Origin of the sequence: Allokutzneria sp. NRRL B-24872 (genome assembly GCF_002155965.1) — a bacterium.
Classification (GTDB): Bacteria; Actinomycetota; Actinomycetes; order Mycobacteriales; family Pseudonocardiaceae; genus Allokutzneria.
The window spans coordinates 16751-37589 of sequence record NZ_MUMH01000071.1 but is presented as its reverse complement, the minus strand read 5'-3'; the positions used below and the strand labels follow the sequence as shown (position 1 = coordinate 37589).

Annotated in this window: 20 protein-coding genes and 2 riboswitches; of the genes, 13 read left to right on the top strand and 7 right to left on the bottom strand. The window is 71.6% G+C overall.

Translation table 11 applies throughout. From position 1 onward, the window contains the following. The first annotated feature begins 19 nt into the window (after positions 1-19). Positions 20-1123, top strand: coding sequence for a PLP-dependent aspartate aminotransferase family protein (locus CCN37_RS19810; RefSeq protein WP_246843166.1), 1104 nt, complete (start codon positions 20-22; stop codon positions 1121-1123). On the opposite strand, the gene CCN37_RS19805 is transcribed toward CCN37_RS19810, so the two are convergent. Further along, a complete protein-coding gene (locus tag CCN37_RS19805) occupies positions 1083-1661 on the bottom strand; it encodes a TetR/AcrR family transcriptional regulator (protein ID WP_168200748.1) in 579 nt (192 codons plus the stop codon). The genes CCN37_RS19810 and CCN37_RS19805 overlap by 41 nt on opposite strands. 71 nt (positions 1662-1732) lie before the next feature. Between CCN37_RS19805 and CCN37_RS19800 the strand changes: the two genes are divergently transcribed. Further along, positions 1733-2659 (top strand): NAD(P)-dependent oxidoreductase, encoded by a 927-nt coding sequence (locus CCN37_RS19800; protein WP_086823103.1) that lies wholly within the window; start codon positions 1733-1735, stop codon positions 2657-2659. 180 nt (positions 2660-2839) lie between these two features. Then, positions 2840-3289 (top strand): hypothetical protein, encoded by a 450-nt coding sequence (locus tag CCN37_RS19795; RefSeq protein WP_086823100.1) that lies wholly within the window; start codon positions 2840-2842, stop codon positions 3287-3289. Here CCN37_RS19795 and CCN37_RS19790 read toward each other — a convergent pair. The 4 genes from CCN37_RS19790 to CCN37_RS19775 all read right to left on the bottom strand — a co-directional run bounded on the left by CCN37_RS19790 (position 3279) and on the right by CCN37_RS19775 (position 6037). Beyond that, a complete protein-coding gene (locus tag CCN37_RS19790) occupies positions 3279-3680 on the bottom strand; it encodes an NUDIX hydrolase (RefSeq protein ID WP_086823097.1) in 402 nt (133 codons plus the stop codon). The genes CCN37_RS19795 and CCN37_RS19790 overlap by 11 nt on opposite strands. Further along, positions 3677-4210: a DoxX family protein gene (locus CCN37_RS19785; protein WP_210408123.1), complete on the bottom strand. Its 534-nt coding sequence runs from the start codon at positions 4208-4210 to the stop codon at positions 3677-3679. Before CCN37_RS19785 ends, CCN37_RS19790 begins: the two co-directional genes overlap by 4 nt. Position 4211: 1 nt before the next feature. Further along, positions 4212-4748, bottom strand: coding sequence for a GTP cyclohydrolase I (gene folE / locus CCN37_RS19780; RefSeq protein WP_086823094.1), 537 nt, complete (start codon positions 4746-4748; stop codon positions 4212-4214). A 128-nt stretch (positions 4749-4876) separates the two neighbouring features. Then, positions 4877-6037, bottom strand: a complete 1161-nt coding sequence (locus CCN37_RS19775; protein ID WP_246843164.1) for an 8-amino-7-oxononanoate synthase — start codon at positions 6035-6037, stop codon at positions 4877-4879. Between the two features lie 37 nt (positions 6038-6074). Here CCN37_RS19775 and CCN37_RS19770 point away from each other — a divergent pair, with 37 nt between their 5' ends. Further along, on the top strand, positions 6075-7319 hold the full coding sequence (locus CCN37_RS19770) for a cytochrome P450 (protein ID WP_246843163.1): 1245 nt from the start codon (positions 6075-6077) through the stop codon (positions 7317-7319). Here the strand turns inward: CCN37_RS19770 and CCN37_RS19765 are convergent. Then, positions 7301-7690 carry a nuclear transport factor 2 family protein gene (locus CCN37_RS19765; protein WP_246843161.1) on the bottom strand — a complete coding sequence of 130 codons (390 nt, stop codon included), beginning with the start codon at positions 7688-7690 and terminating at the stop codon, positions 7301-7303. The two genes, CCN37_RS19770 and CCN37_RS19765, sit on opposite strands and share 19 nt — an antisense overlap. A 46-nt stretch (positions 7691-7736) precedes the next feature. Then, positions 7737-7865: riboswitch (cobalamin riboswitch) on the top strand. A 53-nt stretch (positions 7866-7918) separates the two neighbouring features. On the opposite strand from CCN37_RS19765, the gene CCN37_RS19760 reads away from it, so the two are divergent. The 7 genes from CCN37_RS19760 to CCN37_RS19730 all read left to right on the top strand — a co-directional run bounded on the left by CCN37_RS19760 (position 7919) and on the right by CCN37_RS19730 (position 17486). After that, positions 7919-9889 carry a putative cobaltochelatase gene (locus CCN37_RS19760; protein WP_086823118.1) on the top strand — a complete coding sequence of 657 codons (1971 nt, stop codon included), beginning with the start codon at positions 7919-7921 and terminating at the stop codon, positions 9887-9889. Between the two features lie 9 nt (positions 9890-9898). Further along, complete coding sequence (gene cobO / locus CCN37_RS19755) at positions 9899-10513, top strand: cob(I)yrinic acid a,c-diamide adenosyltransferase (protein WP_086823091.1); 615 nt, start codon at positions 9899-9901, stop codon at positions 10511-10513. A gap of 359 nt (positions 10514-10872) precedes the next feature. Next, on the top strand, positions 10873-12225 hold the full coding sequence (locus CCN37_RS19750) for a cobyrinate a,c-diamide synthase (protein ID WP_246843159.1): 1353 nt from the start codon (positions 10873-10875) through the stop codon (positions 12223-12225). 13 nt (positions 12226-12238) lie between these two features. Beyond that, a complete protein-coding gene (locus CCN37_RS19745) occupies positions 12239-12856 on the top strand; it encodes a GNAT family N-acetyltransferase (protein ID WP_210408120.1) in 618 nt (205 codons plus the stop codon). Between the two features lie 127 nt (positions 12857-12983). Further along, positions 12984-14180: a cobalt-precorrin-4/precorrin-4 C(11)-methyltransferase gene (locus tag CCN37_RS42180; protein WP_210408119.1), complete on the top strand. Its 1197-nt coding sequence runs from the start codon at positions 12984-12986 to the stop codon at positions 14178-14180. A 181-nt stretch (positions 14181-14361) separates the two neighbouring features. Continuing rightward, a complete protein-coding gene (gene cbiE, locus CCN37_RS19735; RefSeq protein WP_246843158.1) occupies positions 14362-15723 on the top strand; it encodes a precorrin-6y C5,15-methyltransferase (decarboxylating) subunit CbiE in 1362 nt (453 codons plus the stop codon). Positions 15724-15782: 59 nt separating this feature from the next. Beyond that, the gene (locus tag CCN37_RS19730) at positions 15783-17486 is read left to right on the top strand and encodes a cobalamin biosynthesis protein (RefSeq protein WP_086823087.1); all 1704 of its coding nucleotides are present in this window, start codon (positions 15783-15785) and stop codon (positions 17484-17486) included. Between the two features lie 186 nt (positions 17487-17672). On the opposite strand, the gene CCN37_RS39085 is transcribed toward CCN37_RS19730, so the two are convergent. Next, positions 17673-17996 carry a hypothetical protein gene (locus CCN37_RS39085; RefSeq protein WP_143261695.1) on the bottom strand — a complete coding sequence of 108 codons (324 nt, stop codon included), beginning with the start codon at positions 17994-17996 and terminating at the stop codon, positions 17673-17675. Positions 17997-18084: 88 nt separating this feature from the next. After that, a riboswitch (cobalamin riboswitch) is annotated at positions 18085-18157 on the top strand. A 71-nt stretch (positions 18158-18228) separates the two neighbouring features. Between CCN37_RS39085 and CCN37_RS19725 the strand changes: the two genes are divergently transcribed. Next, positions 18229-19308, top strand: a complete 1080-nt coding sequence (locus tag CCN37_RS19725; protein WP_086823084.1) for a HoxN/HupN/NixA family nickel/cobalt transporter — start codon at positions 18229-18231, stop codon at positions 19306-19308. A 55-nt stretch (positions 19309-19363) separates the two neighbouring features. Further along, positions 19364-20569: a uroporphyrinogen-III C-methyltransferase gene (cobA, locus tag CCN37_RS19720; protein WP_086823081.1), complete on the top strand. Its 1206-nt coding sequence runs from the start codon at positions 19364-19366 to the stop codon at positions 20567-20569. Positions 20570-20839: the final 270 nt, after the last annotated feature.

The following is a 20839-nucleotide window of genomic DNA, read 5'->3' as shown; positions in this document are numbered from 1 at the left end:
AGAGGTCGAGCGGCACGGCGTGCACGCCGTGCCGCTCGACCTCTCCACGACCTACCCGTCCCGGGACAGCCGGGAGGAGGCGATCCGCCTGGACGCCTTCGCCGCAGGGGCGCAGCTGCCCGGTGCGCCGATCTACGGCCGCCTCGGGAACCCGACCGTCGCCCGCTTCGAGTCCGCGCTGGCCGCTCTCGAAGGCCTGCCCGCCGCCGTTTCCTTCGCCAGCGGGATGGCCGCGCTCTCCGCGTGCCTGCTCGCGGCCGTCTCACAGGGCAAGCCGCACGTGGTCGCGGTGCGCCCGCTCTACGGCACCAGTGACCACCTGATCGCCTCGGGCCTGCTCGGCAACGAGCTGACCTGGGCCGATCCCGCCGAAGTCGCTGCGGCGATCCGGCCGGACACCGGGCTGGTGATCGTCGAGACGCCCGCCAACCCGACGCTGAGCGAGGTCGACCTGCGTGCGCTGGCCGACGCGTGCGGATCGGTGCCGTTGTTGGTGGACAACACGTTCGCGACTCCGGTGCTGCAACGCCCCGCGCAGTTCGGAGCCTCGATCGTGTTGCACAGCGCGACGAAGTTCCTCGGCGGGCACGGAGACGTGCTCGGTGGAGTCGTGGCGTGCGACGAGTCCTACGCGCGAGTGCTGCGCCAGATCCGCATCGTCACGGGCGGAGTGCTGCACCCGCTCGCCGGATACCTGTTGCTGCGCGGGCTTTCCACGCTCCCGGTGCGCATCAAGGCGCAGTCCGCGAACGCCGCCGAGCTCGCCAGGAGGCTGGCCGCGCACCCCGGGGTCCGCCGCGTGCACTACCCGCGACTCGGCGGACCGCTGGTGGCGTTCGAGGTGGAGGGCGACCCGCACGCGGTGATCGCGGCCGTCCGGCTGGTCACCCCGGCGGTCAGCCTGGGCAGCGTGGACACGCTCATCCAGCATCCCGCTTCGCTGAGCCACCGCATCGTCGAGGAATCCGACCGCCACGGCTGCGGCGTCTCCGACCAGCTCCTGCGGATGTCCGTGGGCTTGGAGGACGTCGACGACCTGTGGGCCGACCTCGACGCGGCGGTGCGCAGTGCTGCCAGTGCGGTCAGCGCCGGTGCTCGATCAGTGCCAGCACCTGTGGGATGACCCGTTCCATCGGCTCGGTGGACTGGAAGGCGCGGCACAGCACCATCGCGCCTTCCAGGCTCACCAGCATCAGCATCGCCAGCTCGTCGGCCCGCTCCTGCGCGATCCCGTAGGACACCAGTCCCTCGGCGAGCGCGCCCAGCCAGGCCGAGTACGCGTCCCGGCACGCCTCGGTCAGCGGCTCGGAGGTGGGCACCGAGTCCAGCACCACGGTGGTGATCGGGCAGCCCTCGGTGAAGTCGGAGTCGCGCAGCTGCTCCGCGAAACCCTTGCACATCAATGAGATCCAGTCCTCCGGCGTAGCGCTCACCGCGCGCGCCTGGCCGATCAGCTCGACCCACTCGCCGATGCACTCGCGCACCCCCGCGACGGCCAGTTCCTCCTTGCCGCCGGGGAAGAGGAAGTACAGCGACCCGCGCGGGGCGCCGCTGTCCTCGATCACCTGCGCGAGGCCGGTCGCGTGGTAGCCCTGCCTGCGCAGCAGCTTGCGCGCGCTGTCGACGATCTTGTCCCGGGAGTCCGACTTGGGTCGTGGCACGCCTTGACTATACCGATCCTCATAGTTATAAGTATGACGATCGGTCAACTTAGTCGGGAGTGTGGTCACGGGTGGACGTCTTCGTCACCGGCGGGTCCGGATTCGTCGGGGCCGCCCTGATCCGCCGCTTGGTCGCGGACGGGCACGCCGTCCGCGCGCTGGCTCGCAGTGACCGTGCCGCGCGAACCGTCGTGGACCTGGGGGCCACGGCGGTTCGCGGGGACCTGGACGACGCCGCCTCCCTCCGCGAAGCGGCGCGCGGCGCCGAGCTGGCGTTCCACTCCGCCGCCCGCACGCCCGGCTCCGGCAGTCGCGCTGAGTTCTTGCGCGACAACGTGAACGGCACGCTCGGCGTGCTGGAGGCCTGCCGTGACGCGGGTGTGCGCCGCCTGGTCCACGTCGGCAGCGAAGCCGGTCTGCGCAACGGCCAACCGTTGGTCAACGTGAATGAAACCGTTGCGCTGCAACCGAACTCGAAGGCGGCATACGCGGCGAGCAAAGCGCGCGCGGAAGCGGCTGTCCTGGGCTTCGACGGCCTCGAAACCGTGGTGCTGCGCCCCTGCATGATCTGGGGGCGCGGCGACACGACGTTGCTGCCGTCCTTGGTTTCCGCTGTGCGATCGGGAAAGTTCGCGTGGATCGGCGGCGGTCGCCAGCGAGTGGACGCCACGCACGTGGACAACGTCGTGGAGGGCCTTGTCCTCGCGGCGACGAAGGGACGCGCCGGTCAGGCGTACTTCGTCACCGACGGCCAGCCCGTCGTCTTCCGCGAGTTCGTCGCGGAACTGCTTGCCACACAAGGCATTCCCGAGCCCGCACGGTCGATCCCCGGTGGGCTCGCGAAGATCGCGGTGGCATTGGGCGCGGTCGACCGGATGGCGGCCTGGGTCTCCGGCCAGGAGTGCACGATCGACATCGCGAAAGCGCGGTCGGAGCTGGGTTACGCGCCCGTGCGCTCCCTGGCCGACGGGCTCGCCGAGCTGCGTGAGAGTTCTTGATGACCGGTTCGACCAGGGTCGAACTACGCTAGCTTCGCTGCTCTGGTCGTTCGCGGCTCCGGCTCAGGCGGCTGGGCGGACCCCGGTGGTCTTTGTGCGCGGCTTCAGCGGGGGGATCGTCGATCCTGTTCTCCGAGATGATCGACAAGTTCAAGGCCGTGGGTTGGGCCGACCGCGAGCTTGTCCGCTGGGACTGCGACTGGCAGCAGTTCAACCTCCATCGCGGACCAGCTCAAGGGCGAGGTCGACATCGTCGCGCACTCGATGGGCTCGCTGTCCACCCGCCACTACGTCAAGTCGCTCGGCGGCACCGCCAGGACCAAGCGCTGGCTGTCCATCGGCGGCGTCAACCAGGGCGCCGACGTGGCCAGGCTGTGCCCCGGCTTCCTCTTCGACTCGTGCGCGGACATGAAGCCGGGCTCGAAGATGCTCAAGGCGCTCAACGACTCCACGCCCGCGCCCGGCCCGACGAAGTACGAGACGCTGTCCTCCAGCTGCGATCTGATGGCGCCGGAGTCCAAGGTCAAGATCCCGGGCGTGCCGAACGTGAACGTGGGTTGCCACGAGCACATCTCCATGCCCAAGGGCGATCGCGTGATCACCGAGGCGATCAAGCACCTCAGGCCCTGACCGCGTCCATGAGGATGTCGTGGTGGTCGAAGGCCAGCTTCGGCAGATCCGCCAACGGCCACCACCCCGCCTCCTTCGCGTCGGAGGACCCGCGCACCGGCACGGGTTCGGGGATCGCGAACAGGTAGGCGGTGCTCCGGTAGAGGCCGCGCGGATCACGGCCGGGTGCGGCGTACTCGCCGACCCACCGCAGCTCCTTCGCCACGCAGAGCAGGCCCGTCTCCTCGGCCAGCTCGCGCACGGCAGCGTCCACAGTGGACTCTCCGGTGTGCACGTGCCCGCCCGGCAGGGCCCAGTGCCCGACGAAGGGCGCCTTCCCGCGCCGGATCAGCAGCACGTGCCGCCGTCCGGCGCGGGAAGCCACGACCACCACGTCGGCTGTGGTTATCACGAACCGACCAACGGGCCGGTGAACAGCAGCACCGCGGCGGCGCTGCCCACCCCGAGCACCAGTGCCACGAGCGCGGGCCGTGCTCCGCCCGAGGCCCAGGGCTGGGACCGGTCGAGCGAGTACCGGCCGGGGCCGATCGCGGCGACGCACACCGCGATCACCGCGACCACGATGGGGTACTCCGCACCCCCGTCCTTCGACCAGTACCCGACCGAGGTCAGGGTGACGGCGACCGCGTTGGACATGACGCCCACCAGCGCGGCCGAGGCCAACGGGGTGAGCACGCCAACGGCCAGCATGAGCCCGCCGACCAGTTCGGTCAGCCCGGCGATGACGGCGAACGGGTAGGCCGGGGCGTACCCGCGCGAGGCGAAGAACGCCGCGGTCCCGTCGAGCCCGCCCCCGCCCAGCAGGTTGAACAGCTTCTGCTCGCCCTGCAACGCGATGAAGGTGCCGACCACCACGCGCAGCACCAGCACCCCGACGTCACCGGCCTTCTCGTTCCCCTTCGGGGTGAGCAGCGCCTTCACGTCAGGACCGCATGCCGTAGGAGTCCAGCAGCGCCTGGTCACCGAGCACGTAGGTGGTGTCGGTGCCGACGGTCTGGTCGCTGGGACCCCTGCTGCACATGCACATGTGGCGCCCGGTGGAGTGCACGCGGACCGCGCGCGCCCCGCCCGAGGTCATGATCTCCCTGGCGATGTCGGCGACCAGGTCCTCCTGGATCTGGAAGCGCTTGGCGTAGGCGTTGACCAGCCGGGGGAACTTGCCGAGACCGATGATCTTGGTGCCGGGCACGTAGGCGATGTCGATCTTGCCGAAGAACGGCAGGAAGTGGTGCGCGCAGATGGAGAAGTAGTTGATCTCGTGCACGCGGACGACGCCCTGGTGCTCGCCCTCGACCGGGCGGGTGGTCTTGAGCAGGGTCGACGGGTCGATCGTGTAGCCCTCCAGCAGTTCGCGGTAGGCCCGCACGATGCGGTCCTCGCACTCCGGCTCCGCGAACCACCGCACGGCGCGGTCGTCGTCGGTGACGTTGGACTTGATCCACTCAGCGATCGTGGTCATCACGCGTTCCTTCCCGATGCGGCCGTGGCGGCGGCCGGCGAATGGGGCGATCTTGGAAGGCGCGGATGGAGCAGCGATGGAGCTGTGATGGAGGGGAGCACTCGAACCGGCCCCCGACCTGCCAGCACTCAAATACCGGAAGCGGGGTTTGAACTCAGGATCACCGCGACCGCCGTGGTGATCTCCGCAGGCGTGAGGTCGGCGCGCGCGGTGAGGCGGAGCCGGGAGACGCGGTCGGGGACCGACGGCGGGCGGAAGCAGCCGACCGCGACGCCCTCGGCCCGGCAGCGCAGCGACCACTCCAGGGCTTCGGCGGGGGAGGGGGCCCGGACGGAGACCACGGCGGCCTCCGGAGCACTGGCGGACAGCCCCGCCTCGGTCAGGCGTTGAGCCAGCTCGCGTGCGACCGCACGGGATCGGCCGGGCAGTGCGGGGTCGGCGCGGATGATCCGGAGCGCGGCGAGCGCGGCTCCGACCGCGCTCGGAGCGAGGCCGGTGTCGAAGATGAAGCTCCGCGCGGTGTCGATCAGGTGCGCGATCACCCGTTCGGATGCGAGAACCGCTCCGCCTTGTGCCCCAAAGGATTTCGACAGCGTGGTGGTGACGACGACGTCAGGCGCTCCGGCGAGCCCAGCGGCCGCGGCGGCTCCCTCGCCCGCGCCGAGCACACCGAGCCCGTGCGCGTCGTCCACGACCAGCCCGGCGCCGTGGTCGCGGCACGCGGCCGCCAGCTCAGCCAGCGGAGCGAGATCACCGTCCACGGAGAAGACCGAGTCGGTCACCACGAGGGCTCGCTTGCGGGTGCGGTTGGCCAGCGCGTCCCGGAACGCCGTCACATCGCGGTGCGGCACGACAACGGTCTCCGCGCGGGACAACCGCCCGCCGTCGATCAGCGATGCGTGGTTGTGCGCGTCGGTGATCAGCACAGTTCCCGGTCCGGACAGCGCCGCGATCACGCCGAGGTTCGCCGCGTAGCCGGTCGAGAAGACCAGCGCGGAGGGGAATCCGCAGAACTCCGCGAGCTCGGCTTCCAGCTCGGCGTGCAGCTCCGTCGTCCCCGTGACCAGGCGCGAGCCCGTCGCGCCCGCGCCCCACCGCAGCGCCGCGTCGGCGGCGGCCTTCGTGACGCGGGGGTCGCGGGTGAGGCCGAGGTAGTCGTTGCTCGCGAGGTCGAGCACGGTCGCGACCTCGGGCCTCGGCCGCAGCGTTCGGCTCAGCCCGGCCTTCGCCCGTGCGGCCGAACGCGTGTCCAGCCAGTCAAAAGTGTGGAGTCCAGTGCTCAAGCTCACGCGGGAAGTCTCGCATCGCCCGGTTACGGTCGTGCCCGTGCGGGCGTCAGCGGATGTGGGGCTCGGGTTCGACTTGTTCGACCCCGGCTTCGTCGCCGAGCCCGAACGACCGCTGGCCCGGCTGCGTGAACAAGCCCCGGTCCAGCGCGATCCGAGCACCGGGCTGTGGCTCGTCAGCCGCCACGCCGACATCCGCGCGGTGCTCGCCGACCCCGAGGTGTTCCGGCCCGACAACGCGTTGACGGCGGTGACACCGCTGCCCGTTTCGACGCTCAGGATGCTTGCCCGGGCGGGGTTCTCGCTGCCGCCGACCTTGGCCAACAACGGCACTGACAGCCACTCCGGCCTGCGTCGCGTCGTCGCGTCCTTCCTCACCCCGGCCCGGATCGACCACGCCATGGAGCTGACGCGCGCGCTCGTCGCGGACGGGCTCGGCGAGGCTCGTCGTCAGCTCGCGGAGGGCGGCTCGTGCGATCTCGTCGAGCTGATCGCGCGTGACCTGCCGTGCGTCGTGTTGCTCAGCCTGTTGGGCATAGGTGATGTTGATCTACCAATTCTCAAGGCGTGGAGCCGTGCCTCGCTGGAGTTGTTCTGGGGCAATCCCGATCCGGAGCGGCAACGCCAGCTCGCCGAGGAGGCGGCGGAGTTCCACCAGTGGCTCGCCGGGCGCGTCAGGGCGGCCGAGCCCTCGCCGTCCGACCTCTTCGGAGCGCTGGTGGCACACCGCAAGCCCGACGGACGCCCACTGCGAGTCGCCGAGGCGGTCGGTGTCTGTTACTTCTTGCTGATCGCAGGACAAGAGACCACGACGCAGCTGCTCAGCACGTTGCTGCGCCGGTGCGTCGAGCGTCCCGAGCTGTGGAAACGGCTCTCCGCAGGGGAAAACGGCCTCGCGGCGGACTGCGTCGAGGAGATCCTGCGCCGCGAGCCCCCGGTGATCACCTGGCGGCGGGTCACCGCGCACGCGACCGACATCGGCGGTGTTGAGCTGCCCGAAGGCGCTCAGCTGCTGCTCATGCTCGCGGGAAGCGGCTCCGATCCGGAGGTCTTCGCCGAGCCTTCGCGGTTGTGCCCGGGGCGCGAGGGAGCGCGGCGGCACCTGGCTTTCGGCCACGGCAGGCACTTCTGCCTGGGAGCTGGGCTGGCGCGCGCGGAGGCCGCCGTGGTGCTCGACGCCGTCGCCCGCGCGCTGCCCGAACTCCGCCTGCTGGAGCCCGATCCGCCGATGCTGGGGCTGCTGTCCTTCCGCGCGCCGACGCGGCTTCAGGTGGCTCGCGCGTAGGTCCCGTGCCCGAAGACGATCTTGCCGTCCTTGAACGTCAGGATCTCGTTGACCAGGTTCCCGCGCTCGTTCCGGTAGTTGATCACGATGGTGTCCAGGCCGAGGTACACGCCCTCGACGGCGAAGTGCAGCTCGGGCAGGAACTCCAGCCCCTTCGCCCAGTACTCCCGCAGCGCCGCCTTGCCGACGACCCTGCCGTCACCGCCGAGCAGCCGCGCCGCGACCGGGGAGTGGAACACCACGTCGTCGGCGTAGTGCTCCAGGATCAGGTCGAGGTCGTGGGTGTTCCACCGATCCTCCCAGTCACGCGCGAATTTCTCAGCGAAGTCCATATCCATGCTCGACCCCGCAAGCGGGTCTTCGTTGTCCATGCGGCATGCGTAGCAGTGAGAATCCTGACTGTCGCGGCGTTTTCCCACTGTGTGTGATGATGCCGGGGACGACGCGAGGGGAGTGCGAGGAAGCCGGTGCGAATCCGGCGCGGTCCCGCCACTGTGACCGGAGCGATCCGGGAGCCAGGAACTCACCCCCTTCGCCGGGCGCGCACCCCCGCGCGCCCGACCCCTACCCGGGCGTGGACACCCGAGGAAGGAACTGCGCTGGTGACCGCTCGCTATCCGTTCTCCGCCGTCGTTGGCCACGAGGACCTGAGACTGGGGCTGCTGCTCAACGCGGTGCACCCGGGCATCGGCGGAGTGCTCGTCCGAGGTGAGAAGGGCACGGCCAAGTCGACCATCGTGCGCGGGCTCGCGGCGCTGCTGCCCGCTCTGGAGACCGTGCGCGACTGCCGCTTCGCCTGTGATCCACACCGCCCCGACCCCGGCTGCCCGGACGGCCCGCACGCCTCCGACGTCGTCACCAAGCCCTCCAGCCTGGTGGAGCTGCCCGTCGGCGCGACGGAGGACCGCCTCGTCGGCTCGCTCGACCTGGAGCGCGCGCTGACCGAGGGCGTGCGCGCCTACCAGCCCGGCCTGCTCGCGGCGGCCCACCGGGGCGTGCTCTACGTCGACGAGGTCAACCTGCTGCACGACCACCTGGTGGACCTGCTGCTCGACGCCGCGGCGATGGGGCGGGCGCACGTGGAGCGCGACGGCGTGTCCGTTTCGCACGCCTCGTCCTTCCTGCTGGTGGGCACGATGAACCCGGAGGAGGGCGAGCTCCGGCCTCAGCTGCTCGACCGCTTCGGCCTGACGGTGCAGGTCAACGCCTCCCGTGACGTCGAGACGCGGACCGAGGTCGTGCGCCGCCGCCTCGCCTACGAGGCCGATCCCGCTGGTTTCGCGCAGCAGTGGGAAAAGGCGGACGCCGAGCTGGCGGAGCGCATCGTCGCCGCGCGCCTGGCGTTGCCGGGTATCGCGTTGCCGGACACCGAACTTCGCCGCATCGCAGCGGTGTGCGCCGCCTTCGAGGTCGACGGCATGCGGGCTGACCTCGTGGTGGCTCGCGCGGCGATCGCGCACGCGGCGTGGAGTGGTGGGGATGCGGTGACGTCGGCCGATGTGGAGGTCGCGGTCCGGCTCGCGCTGCCGCACCGCCGTCGCCGCGATCCCTTCGACGAGCCCGGCCTGGACTCCGAGCAGTTGGAGCAGGCCCTTCGCGACGCCGCGGAGCAGGCCGACTCTCCGGAGCCGCCGGACGACGACGGGCCTGACGGCGACGGTGGTGGTGCTCCGTCTCCCGAGCCGGGCGAGGCGCCGTCGTCGCAGGAACAGCCGTCCGGTGGAGGTGGCGGCGGTGGTGAGCAGCCGCCCGCCAAGCCCGCGCAGCAGTTCCGCCCCCGTCTGCTCCAGGTCCCCGGGCTGGGCGAAGGCGCGCCAGGCCGTCGTTCCCGCTCGAGCTCGTCCTCCGGCCGCGTGGTCCGATCCTCCACTGTGGACGGACACGGCGTGCACCTGACCGCGACCGTCCAGGCCGCCGCTCCGCACCAGCACGCGCGCGGGCGCAGTGGCTCCGGGCTCGAACTCCGCGCCGGAGATCTTCGCCGCGCGGTTCGCGAGGGCCGCGAGGGAAACCTGGTGCTGTTCGCCGTGGACGCGTCCGGCTCGATGGCCGCGCGCTCGCGGATGTCGGCGGTGACCGGCGCCGTGCTGTCACTGCTGCGCGACGCCTACCAGCGACGTGACAAGGTCGGCCTGATCACGTTCCGGGGACGTGACGCCGAGGTCGCGCTGCCGCCAACGTCCTCTGTGGACGCTGCCGCGGTGCGCCTGCGCAGGCTCCGCACCGGTGGTCGCACGCCCCTCGCGCACGGATTGCTCGCCGCGCGGAAACTCCTTGCCGCAGAACGGCTTCGCGATCCTCGTCGGCGTCCGCTGCTGGTCCTCGTCACCGACGGCCGCGCCACCGTCTCCGCGAGCCAGGGCGGTGACGCGCTGCACGACGCGATGCGCGCGGCGGCGCTGCTCGAAGCCGACGGAGTCGCGAGCGTCGTCGTCGACTGCGAGAACGGCGTTGTCCGGCTGGGCCTGCCCGACCGGCTCGCCCTCGCGCTGGGCGGCACCTGCCTCCAGCTCGCCGAACTGTCCGCTGAGCAGGTGGCCGGGGTCGTCCGCGCCGCCCGCGCTGCCTAAGGGGTCGTTGTGCCACAAGGACAACCTTCGGTCGTGCCCGCCGACGGCAAGACCACGCGGCAGCGCAGGAACCGGCCGCTCGTGGTGGTGCACACCGGCGTCATGAAGGGCAAGTCCACCGCCGCGTTCGGGCTCGCGCTGCGCGGGTGGAACCAGGGCTGGGACATCGGCGTTTTCCAGTTCGTCAAGTCCGCCAAGTGGAAGGTCGGCGAGGAGGCCGCCTTCCGCGCGCTCGGCGAGCTGCACGCGAACACCGGCCAGGGCGGTCCCGTCGAGTGGCACAAGATGGGCGAGGGCTGGTCCTGGTCGCGGAAGAAGGGCAGCGAGGAGGACCACGCCGAGGCCGCGCGCGAGGGCTGGCGCGAGATCGCCCGCCGAATCGCCGAGCAGCGGCACGACCTCTACGTGCTCGACGAGTTCACCTATCCGCTGCACTGGGGGTGGATCGACGTCGACGAGGTCGTGGCGGTGCTCGCCGAGCGTCCCGGCCACCAGCACGTGGTGATCACCGGCCGCAACGCTCCGGCTGCCCTGGTCGACGCCGCCGACCTGGTCGTGGAGATGACCAAGGTGAAGCACCCCATGGACGCCGGTCAGAAGGGCCAGAAGGGCATCGAGTGGTGACACCCCCCGCCGGACCGTCCTGCCGACCCCACTCCCAGCGTCGCACAATCCGTTTCGTACTCCAGGCGGGTAATGGGAGCGCTCCATTTCCCGTGAGGAGTACGAAACGGGAAGGGTTAGACCACGGCCGGGCGCGTTGGGACGAGCGGGGCGGTGGAGTGCCCGGGTTGAGTCTACGTGGGGTGGTGAGCGGGGGTGGGTGCACTCGTTGAGCCAGTGGCGGAGGCTGACATCCCCACGGGGTTTGTGGTGGTTGACGACTACGTGGGCCGGGGTTCGGTGTACTTGAAGACCGGAGAACCGGGGCCGCACCGGGGTTTGTGGTGGTTGACGACAGCGCGAGCGGGGGTTGTGGGTACTTGAGGACTGCGGAACTCGTGGCGCGGGTGGTGCTCGCCGCGCCGGGCTCGGGGTGCGGGAAGACCACGGCGGCGACGGGGCTGATCAGCGCGCTGCGCCGGGCGGGGCACCGGGTCGCGCCGTTCAAGGTCGGCCCGGACTACATCGACCCCGGCTACCACTCGATCGCGGCGGGCCGCCCCGGCCGCAACCTCGACCCGGTCCTGGTCGGCGAGGAGCGCGTCGCGCCGCTGTTCGCGCACGGCTCCGGCAACGCCGACATCGCGGTGGTCGAGGGCGTGATGGGCCTGTTCGACGGCCGCTCCGGCACGCCGAGCTTCGGCTCGACCGCGCACGTGGCGAAGCTGCTCGACGCACCCGTGGTCCTCGTCGTGGACGCGCGCGGTCAGGGGCGCAGCCTCGCCGCCCTGCTGCACGGCTTCCGCGGCTTCGACCCCGAGGTCCGCCTGGCCGGAGTGCTGCTCAACAACGTCGGTTCCCCGCACCACGAACAGGTGCTGCGCGACGCCTGCGACGAGGTCGGCCTCGACGTGGTGGGCTGCCTCCCGCGCCGCCAGCAGCTCGACGTGCCCTCGCGCCACCTGGGCCTGGTCACGGCGGTCGAGCACGGAGCCGCCGCGCTCGACGCCGTCGCCGCGATGGGCGACCTCGTCGCGGAGTCGGTGGACCTCGAAGCCGTCGTCCGCCTCGCGCGATCGGCTCCACGGCGGGGAACCACGCCCTGGGAGTCCACTGTGGACAATCCGGTGGAAGGTCGCCCCGTCGTCGCGGTGGCGGGTGGGCGGGCGTTCACCTTCGGCTACGCGGAACACCTCGAACTGCTCGAAGCGGCGGGCGCGGAGGTCGTCCCGTTCGACCCGCTGCGCGACGAGCACCTGCCGGAGCGCACGGCCGGACTGCTCCTGCCCGGCGGCTTCCCGGAGCAGCACGCCGCCGAGCTGAGTGCGAACACGGTGCTGCGCAAGGAAGTCGCGGATCTCGGAAGGCCCGTGCACGCGGAGTGCGGAGGACTGCTCTACCTCGCGCGGTCCCTCGACGGCATGCCGATGTGCGGAGTGCTCGACGCCGAAGCGGAGATGACCTCGCGGCTCGTGCTGGGCTACCGCGACGCCGTCGCCGCGACGGACTCGCCGGTCGCGGCGCCCGGGGAACGCCGGACGGGGCACGAGTTCCACCGCACCCGCATCACTCCCGGATCGGGTGAGCAGCCCGCGTGGTTCTGGCGCGACCGCGAAGGTCGTCCCGTTCGCGAGGGTTTCGCGGTCGACGGTGTCCACGCTTCTTACCTGCACACACATCCCGCCGCGGCGCCGGAGTCCGTGCGGCGCTTCGTGGAGCGTTGCGCGATGTGACACGGTGTCTGGCGTGGAGCACGTTGACCCGTCGTCCCAGATGCGCATCGACGCCGATGACCCCTTCGCGCTGGCGCACGTCGTCTGCGTGCTGCCACTGGTCGTCCTGCGCACCCGGCGCACGGTGCTCCGGCCGTTCCGGGTCACCGACGCCGCCGACGTGGCCGAAGGTGCCGACGACGAGGTCCTGCGCTGGATTCCGCTGCCCGAGCCCTACGACGAATCCGCCGCGCTGACCTGGTGCGCCGAGCAGTCCCACCACGTGCGCCTCTCCGGCGAGGGGCAGAGCTGGGCGGTCTGCGACCCCGAGACCGACCGCTTCCTCGCCACCATCGGCCTGACCAGGACGCGGTGGGAGCACCGGGTGACCGAGGTCGGCTACTGGGCCGCGCCGCACGCGCGAGGCCGCGGCTTCATGACGGAGGCCACGAGGATGGTCGCGGAGTGGGCGCTGCGCGAACTCGACTTCGCCAGGGTGGAACTGCGCGCGGCGGTGGGGAACACGGCGTCGCAGCGGGTCGCGGAGAAGGCCGGGTTCACCCGCGAGGGCGTGCTGCGCAACGCTGACCGGCACCGGGGCCGCCAACACGACCTTGTTTCATGGTCGCTCGTTCCGGCTGATCTTGACTGATTGTGCCCGCTCCGGCGCCCAACGTGACCGGGATCGTGAGCCGATCACCGGTGGCGGTACCGTCTTCGCGACCACTGTTTGTCGTGTCGTGATTGCCGTGTCGCAGGAGCGGCCGAGGGGAGCAACCGTGAACGGGCGCGTTTCGTTCATCGGCGCCGGGCCTGGCGCAGCAGACCTGTTGACGCTGCGCGCGGCACGACGGATCGCCGAGGCCGACGTCGTGCTGTGGGCGCCGAGCGTGCTGGACGCCGACTGCGTCCGCGAGCACGCCTCCGAGGCCGCCGAGCTGGTCGACTTCACCCTGGTCGGCCAGGAGGAGGTCCTGGAGATCTACCGGCGCGCGAGCGTCAAGCGGCTCAAGGTCGTCCGCCTGCACCCCGGGGACACCGCGCTGTGGGGCTCCGTGCAGGAGCAGCACGACATCTGCCGCAAGATCGGCCTGGACGTGGAGATCGTCCCCGGCGTCTCCACCTACTCCGCCGCCGCCGCGACCGTGGGCAAGGAGCTGACCTCCACCGAGAACGCCCAGTCGATGATCATGACGAGGGTCGAGGGCAGCAACTCCGACCTGCCGGACGCCGAGCGCATCCGCGCGTTCGCCCGGCACGGCACCACGATGGCCATCTCGCTGCCGGGAGCCCGCGCGGGCCAGCTGGCCGAGGAGCTGATCGAGGGCGGCTACCCCGAGGACACCCCGGTCGTCATCGCCTACAAGACCACCTGGCCGGACGAGCTGACCGTGCAGACGACCGTCGGCGAGCTGGAGCGCGTGGTCAAGCAGCACAAGGTCTGGCGGCACACGCTCTTCCTGGTCGGCAAGGCGCTGCGCAACGGCGGTGCCCGCTCCTACGCCCCGGCCTCCGCCGCCGCGGGCTACCGTCGCACCAGCCGCCCGCTGCGCGCGGTGAAGCCCGTGGAGCCGCAGGAGATCCAGGGCGAGGCGGAGTCGACCGCCAAGTCCGCGCAGCCCGGCTCCGACGTGGCCTGGTGGGCCGTCCGCGACCTGCAGGAGACCACCCGCGCGACGACCAGCCGCACCGCCCGCCGCTACCGCACCGCGCGGCTCACCGGCACCTCCACCAGGGTGGCCGCGGCCAGCAAGACCACCAAGCACCCCGACCAGGTGACGCTGCCCGTCGACCTCCCCGGGGTCCCGGCCGCGGTCGAGCAGGCCGAGCCCAAGCGCAAGCCCGCCGCGGAGAAGCCCGTCGCGGACAAGGCCGACAAGCCCGAGAAGACCGAGAAGGCCAAGGCCCCCACCAAGGTCGCCAAGGGCAAGAGCACCACCGCGCGCAAGCCGAAGCGCTCGTCCAAGACCGGCTGAGCCCCACCGTCCACAAAGGACATCCCAGAACGTTTGCATTGCCGTCGAACGGGTGAATCTCCGGCGCGGCGCGCGCAGGCGGGCCCGCTCATGGGCTAACTGATGGGTGTCCGTGGGCATGGGCGCCCCGCCCACCTGGTTCCAGCGCACCGGTCGTGCCCCGGGGATGTGGAGACGAGCTGTGCGTACGGGCGTTGGCCGCTCCGGTGGGATGTTCCGCCGGGGCCGCCAGACAACGGAGGCCGGACCGGTCGGCCACGAGCTGCTCCAGCAGCGGTCGCCGAATCCCGAGCGCCCGCGCTCAGGTCCCCCCGCCGCGATCGCGGTGCACGTGATCGGCCTCGACGGTGACGGCCTGCCGAGAGGCGCCGCCGACGTGCTCGCCGAGGCCAAGGTCGTGCTCGGCGGACGCGTGCACCTCGACGCGCACGCCCCGCACGGCATCCGGCGGATTCCGCTCGGTGAACCGGGAACCGCCCAGTTCGACCAGGCGCTCACCGACCTGGAGGAGCTGTCCGCCGACGACGGCCCGGCCGTCGTCATCACCGCGGGCGACCCCGGTTTCTTCGGCGTGATGCAGGGGCTGCGCGAGCGCGGCGTGCGCACCGCGAAGGTCCTGCCCGGCCTCACCGGCGTGCAGCGCCTGATGGCCAAGCTCGGCCGTTCGTGGGACGACGTGCTCGTCGTCAGCGCTCGCGGCCGCGACCTCCGGCGCGCGCTCAACGTCTGCCGCGCGCGCCCCGCCGTCGCCGTGCTGACCGACGCCGTCGCCGGTCCGGCGGAGATCGGCGCGGGCCTCACCGGCTGGCGCCGCACGCTGATCGTCGCCGAGGACATGGACACCCCGGACGAGCGGATCTCCGTGGTGGACCCGCCCAAGGCCGCCAAGCGCCGCTGGCGCGAGGCGAACGTGGTGCTCTGCCTCGCCGACCCCGAGGCCGTTCCGCCGCGCGGCTGGTGCGCCGGTGGCGAGCCGATCCCGCCCGCCTCCGGCTGGGCGCTGCCCGAGGAGGCCTTCGCCCACCGCGACGGCACCGTGAGCAAGGCCGAGGTCCGCGCGCTCGCCCTCGCCAAGCTCGGCCCGCGCCCCGGCACCCTCGTCTGGGACGTCGGCTCCGGCGCCGGCGCGCTGGCGATCGAGTGCGCCCGCCTGGGTGCCGCTGTCGTCGCCGTCGAGCCGAATCCCGTGCAGTGCATGCGCATCATCGCCAACGCCGCGACCCACGGCGTCGACATGCGCATCATCGAGAACGAGGCACCCGCGGCCCTGGTCGGCCTGCCCCGCCCCGACGCGATCTTCATCGGTGGCGGAGGCCCCGAGGTCGTCGCGGCGTGCGCGGCCGTCGGAGCCGAGCGCGTCGTCGTCGCCCTCACCGCCCTGGACCGCCTGGGCGCGTGCCGGGACGCGCTGCGGCACTCCGGCTACGTGGTCGACGGCTGCCAGCTCTCCGCCAACCGCCTCGCCACCATGTCCGACGGCGCCAGCCGTTTCGTCGGCACCACCCCCACCCTCCTCCTCTGGGGCCGTCGCAGCACCTCCTGACCCGTGTCCCGCACTCCCCGCAGGGCGTGGGGAGTGCGCGGCGGGGATAGGGTTCCGGAGTGATCGGGTTGTTTGCGGTGACGGCGCAGGGGCGTCGCTCCGCGGGGGAGTTGGCGGCACACCTCGGCGCGGACGCCGCGGTGGTCGAAGGGGCGGTGAAGCCCGCGTTGCGGCGGATGTGGCCGCGACTCGGCGCCGCCGTGTTCTTCCTGTCCACCGGGGCGACGGTCCGCTTGGTCGCGCCGCTGCTCACCGACCGGCACGGCGACCCGGCCGTGGTCTGCGTCGACGAGGAGAGCGGCTTCGCGGTCGCGTTGACCGGGGGCCCGGCGGCGAACGCGCTGGCGGAGCGCGTCGCCGAGTTCCTGGGCTGCCGCCCGGTCGTCACCACGGCGGCCGAGTCGGTCGGCGCCACGGTCCTCGACGAGCTGGTCGAGCTGCTTGAGGCCACCGTGGACGGTGAACTCGCCGACTGCGCGGCTGCACTGCTCGCGGGGGAGCCGGTCCGCGTGCTCAACCCACTGCGCTTTCCCTTGCCCGCCATGCCTTCCAACGTCACGGTGCACGAGGAGTCGCCACCGAGCGGTCCACAGTGGACAGTTGTGGTGGACGACCGGCTGCTCGCCGTCGAAGGCAAGGTCCTCCGTCTGGTGCCCAGGACCCTGGTGATCGGGATCGGCTCGTCCATCGGGGTGTCGGCGGGCGCGGTGACCGGCCTGCTCGCGGAACTGGCGGAGCGCGCCGAGCTGGACCTGCGCGCGGTGCGGGCCTTCGCCACCGTTGACGCCAAATCGGATGAGCCGGGCATCGTGGACGCCGTCGACGACCACGGCTTCTGGCAGGACAGCGCGCCAGACCTGCTGCACTACCCGGCGGAGACCCTTGCCGGGGTCGACGTGCCCACGCCGAGCGAGGACGTGCTCGCCGAGCTGGGCACCCCCAGCGTCGCCGAAGCCGCCGCGCTGCACGCCGCCGGGGAGCTGGCGTGCGGGTCGCCGGTCGAGCTGGTCGCGGCGAAGCTCAAGGGGGACAAGGCGACCGTCGCCGCGGCCAGGGTGCGCCCGCGCGGTCGGCTGGTGATCGTGGACGCCGGTCCCGACGCCGACGACCTTCGCGTGCCCCGCGCCGAGGCCGAGCTGCGCCGCGCGGCCGTCGTCGTCGGGCTCGAAGCCGACCTGGAGCGCGTCCGGCACCTGCTGCGCCTGGGCACCGAGGTCCGGGTGAGCGCCCCGGGCGACGAGCGCCAGCGCGCGGCCGAGGCGGTGCGCCTGGCCGTCGCGGGGCTCTCCGTGGCCCTGGTCGGCTCCGGCGCGCTCATCGGCCCGGCACTGGAGCAGGCGGACGCGCGGATCGAGATCGCCGGAGTGCCCGGGGTGAGCGCGGAGTCGGCGGCAGCGGCGGCCCTGGGTGCCCCGCTCGGCGCCGACCACGCGGTGATCAGCCTCGCCGACTCCGCGACGCCGTGGCCGGTGATCGAGCAGCGGGTGCGCGCCGTCGCCGAGGCCGACGTCGTGGTCTGCCTGCGGGACAACGCGGACTGGCGGCTCGGCGCCGCGCTGGACCTGCTCCGCCTGCACCGGCCGCCGAGGACCCCGGTCGGCGTCGTCGGGCCCGGGACCGGCACTGGTACCGGCGTCGACGTGGCGATGATCACCGGCTTCGACCCGGCCGCCGTTCCCGCCTCCGCGACGGTCGTCGTCGGCAGTTCGCGGACCCGCGCGGTCGGCGGCCGGATGGTCACTCTGCCCGCGTCCGCGCATTGATGCGCAACCGGTAGCACGTTGTGATGAAAAGGTGGCGCAAGCCCTTGCCGCGCAAGGGCATTCGGGTGTGCCATGGATATGCCCGTCGTGACGAGGTAACACGTCCCAGGTGGGAGGTGGAAATTGCGAGCACTGGCCAGGACGAGATCCGCGGCCGCGGCAATGTTGACCACGGGAGATCCTCCGTCACCGCTGGGTTGAGCGTGACGGCCCGGTCAACGGCACCACCCGGCCCCGGTCTTCCGGCTGAGCCGACCAGAACTGAGCACCACCGCTGAACGTGTGTGAGCGGTTGCGGAAACTTGTGATCGCGACCGCGAAAGAGACGACGAAGTGTACGGTCGAGGCGGGGATCGTGGCCTCGTCGATTTCTGGAAGAGTTTCACGTTCGCCGACCCGCTTTGCCTGCCCCTCCCGCCGCCCGGGGCAGGCAAAGCTCATTTCGCTCCTATTCCGTTTCTTTTCTCCCGGCCTCTCCGGACCGCCTTCCCGGCGTCCGTCGAAGATCACGTGGCCGACACGGCCCGGGCTCAACCCCCGCCGGCCGGATTGACGCGGCCTCGCCGCCGCCCCCACGATGCGGGACGCCACCCAGTGCGAGGAACCCGGTGCGAGTCCGGGACGGTCCCGCCACTGTGATCGGGTCGAGGTGATCCGAGAGTCAGGAACTCCCTGGTGGTCGCGGGCCACGCCGTGGCCCGCGCGAACTCCCCTCGGGCGAGGCACCCAGGAGGTTCCTTTCATGACGTCCCTTGACGCCCATGCCCCCAGCGGCGCGTGGACCGCGCAGGAGCGGCGCAGGCTCTTCGGCATCATCGGCGCGATCGTGCTGCTGCACGTCCTGGGCATCGGGCTGTACCTGGCCCACGCCGACCGCTTCCCGGGCTCCGGCATCCTCGCCTCAGCGGGCGCGATCGCCTACGTGCTCGGCGTCCGGCACGCCTTCGACGCCGACCACATCGCCGCCATCGACGACACCACGCGGCTGATGTTGTTGCGCGGCAAGCGACCCATCGGCGTCGGCTTCTTCTTCGCGATGGGCCACTCCTCGGTGGTGCTGGTGCTCGCGCTGATCGTCTCCCTCGCCGCGGGCACCGTCGCGGAGTCCGAGGTGGAGGGCGTGCAGGAGGTCACCGGCACCATCGCGACGATCGTGGCGATCTCCTTCCTGCTGCTGGTCGCCGTGCTCAACGCGGGCGTGCTGCGCTCGCTCACCGGGCTCTGGCGGAAGCTGAAGCGCGGTCAGATGGCCGAGGCCGAGGTCGAGCGCGTGCTGGTGAACCGCGGCGTGTTCAACCGGATCTTCGGCGGGCGGCTGCGCGTGCTGATCCGCTCCTCCTGGCACATGTACCCGGTCGGTTTCCTGATGGGGCTCGGCCTGGACACCGCTTCGGAGATCACCCTGCTCGGCCTCACCGCGACCCACGCGGCCGGCGGTCAGCTCCCGCTGGTCGCCGTGCTGAGCCTGCCGTTGATCTTCGCGGCGGGGATGAGCACGTTCGACACGCTGGACTCGCTGCTGATGACGCGGGCCTACTCGTGGTCCTACCGCAACCCGGTGCGGACGCTGTTCTACAACACCGTCACCACCGCGATCACCGTGGCGATCGCGGGCTTCGTGGTGGTCGTCTACGTGTCGCAGCTGCTCGCCGAGAAGGCCGGGATGGCGTGGCTGGCCGGGATCGGCGAGATCTCCGAGCAGTTCGAGGTCATGGGCTACGGCATCGCCGCGACCTTCCTGCTGGCGTGGGGCGGCGCGGTGCTGTGGTGGAAGGCGCGCGGCTACGAGGACCGGCACCCGGCGATCCCGGTGGGCGAGTGATGTCACAGCGCGCTCCAGGTGTGCTCGGCGGTGCGGATCGGCATGCTTAGCCCTCATGCGGGCTGAGCAGCACTACCTCGCCGGGTTGGACCTCGCCGGGCGGCGCGTCGTGGTGGTCGGTGCGGGCACGGTCGCCCAGCGCCGACTGCCGCGGCTGGTCGCTTCGGGAGCGGTCATCGAGGTCATCTCGCCGGAGGCGACCCCGGCCGTGGAGGCGATGGCGACGGCGGGGGAGTTCACCTGGACCCGTCGCGCCTACGCCGACGGAGACCTCGACGGCGCCTGGTACGCCGTCGCGTGCACCGACGACACGGACGTGAACGCGGCGATCACCGTTGAGGCTGAACAGAAGCGCGTGTTCTGCGTGCGCGCCGACATCGCTCGCCTCGGCACCGCCGTGACCCCTGCGGTGGGCTCGCACGACGGGCTCCTGCTGGGCGTCCTGGCGGGCGGAGAGCACCGGCGCTCGGCGGCGGTGCGCAACGCCGTGCTGGACTCGCTGCGCTCGGGCGTGGTCAGCGACGCCGCCTCACCGCCGCTGCCCGGCGTGGCGCTCGTCGGCGGCGGGCCGGGCGATCCGGAGCTGATCACCGTGCGCGGCAGGCGTTTGCTGGCTCGCGCCGACGTCGTCGTCGCCGACCGCCTCGCCCCGCGCGAGCTGCTGGAGGAGCTGGCGCCGCACGTGCTCGTCGTCGACGCGTCGAAGATCCCCTACGGCCGCGCGGCCAGCCAGGACGTGATCAACTCGACGCTGATCGAGCACGCGAAGGCCGGGAAGTTCGTGGTGCGCCTCAAAGGCGGCGACCCCTACGTCTTCGGCAGGGGCTTCGAAGAACTGCTCGCCTGCGCCGAGGCCGACGTCCCGGTGACCGTTGTCCCAGGCGTCACAAGCGCTTTCGGCGTGCCAGCGGTCGGCGGCGTGCCGGTGACCCATCGCGGTGTCGCGCACGAAGTCGTTGTGGTGTCAGGACATGTGAGCCCCACCGACGAACGGTCCCTTGTGGACTGGCCCGCACTGGCGAAGCTGCGCGGAACCCTCGTGCTGATGATGGCCGTCGAGCGCGCCGACGTCTTCGCGAACACCCTGATCGAGCACGGCCGACCCGCCTCCACGCCCGTCGCGGTGATCCAGGAGGGCACCACGCGCGCTCAGCGAGTGGTGCGCACAACCCTCGACAAGCTAGGCACCACCATCACCACCGAGGCGATTCGCCCACCCGCCATCATCGTGATCGGCGAAGTGACCGCCGTAGCCCCCTGAGCCCCAGAACCCGTTTCGTACTCCTAGCAGTAATTGGAAGCGCTCTCTTTCCCGCTAGGAGTACGAAACGGGAATCTCTCGCCCACCACGCGGACCGATCGGGGGTGCGCGCGGACGGAGTGCATGGGGTCATTCTACGTGGTGGGTGGCGCTCCACGTGGCGAGCGACGCTCTTCGTGGTGGGTGCTCCACGCGGTGTGCGGCGTGGTGGTGGGTGTGCTGAGCTGCGACGTTGTGCTCGCTCACCCCTCGGCCAGGCCGTAGTCCGCT

Coding starts and splice junctions, on each gene's coding strand:
- folE (WP_086823094.1), bottom strand. CDS start 4,748: ATGACCACGATCGCTGAGTGGATCAAGTCCAACGTCACCGACGACGAC.
- CCN37_RS19765 (WP_246843161.1), bottom strand. CDS start 7,690: ATGGACAACGAAGACCCGCTTGCGGGGTCGAGCATGGATATGGACTTC.
- CCN37_RS19725 (WP_086823084.1), top strand. CDS start 18,229: ATGACGTCCCTTGACGCCCATGCCCCCAGCGGCGCGTGGACCGCGCAG.
- cobA (WP_086823081.1), top strand. CDS start 19,364: ATGCGGGCTGAGCAGCACTACCTCGCCGGGTTGGACCTCGCCGGGCGG.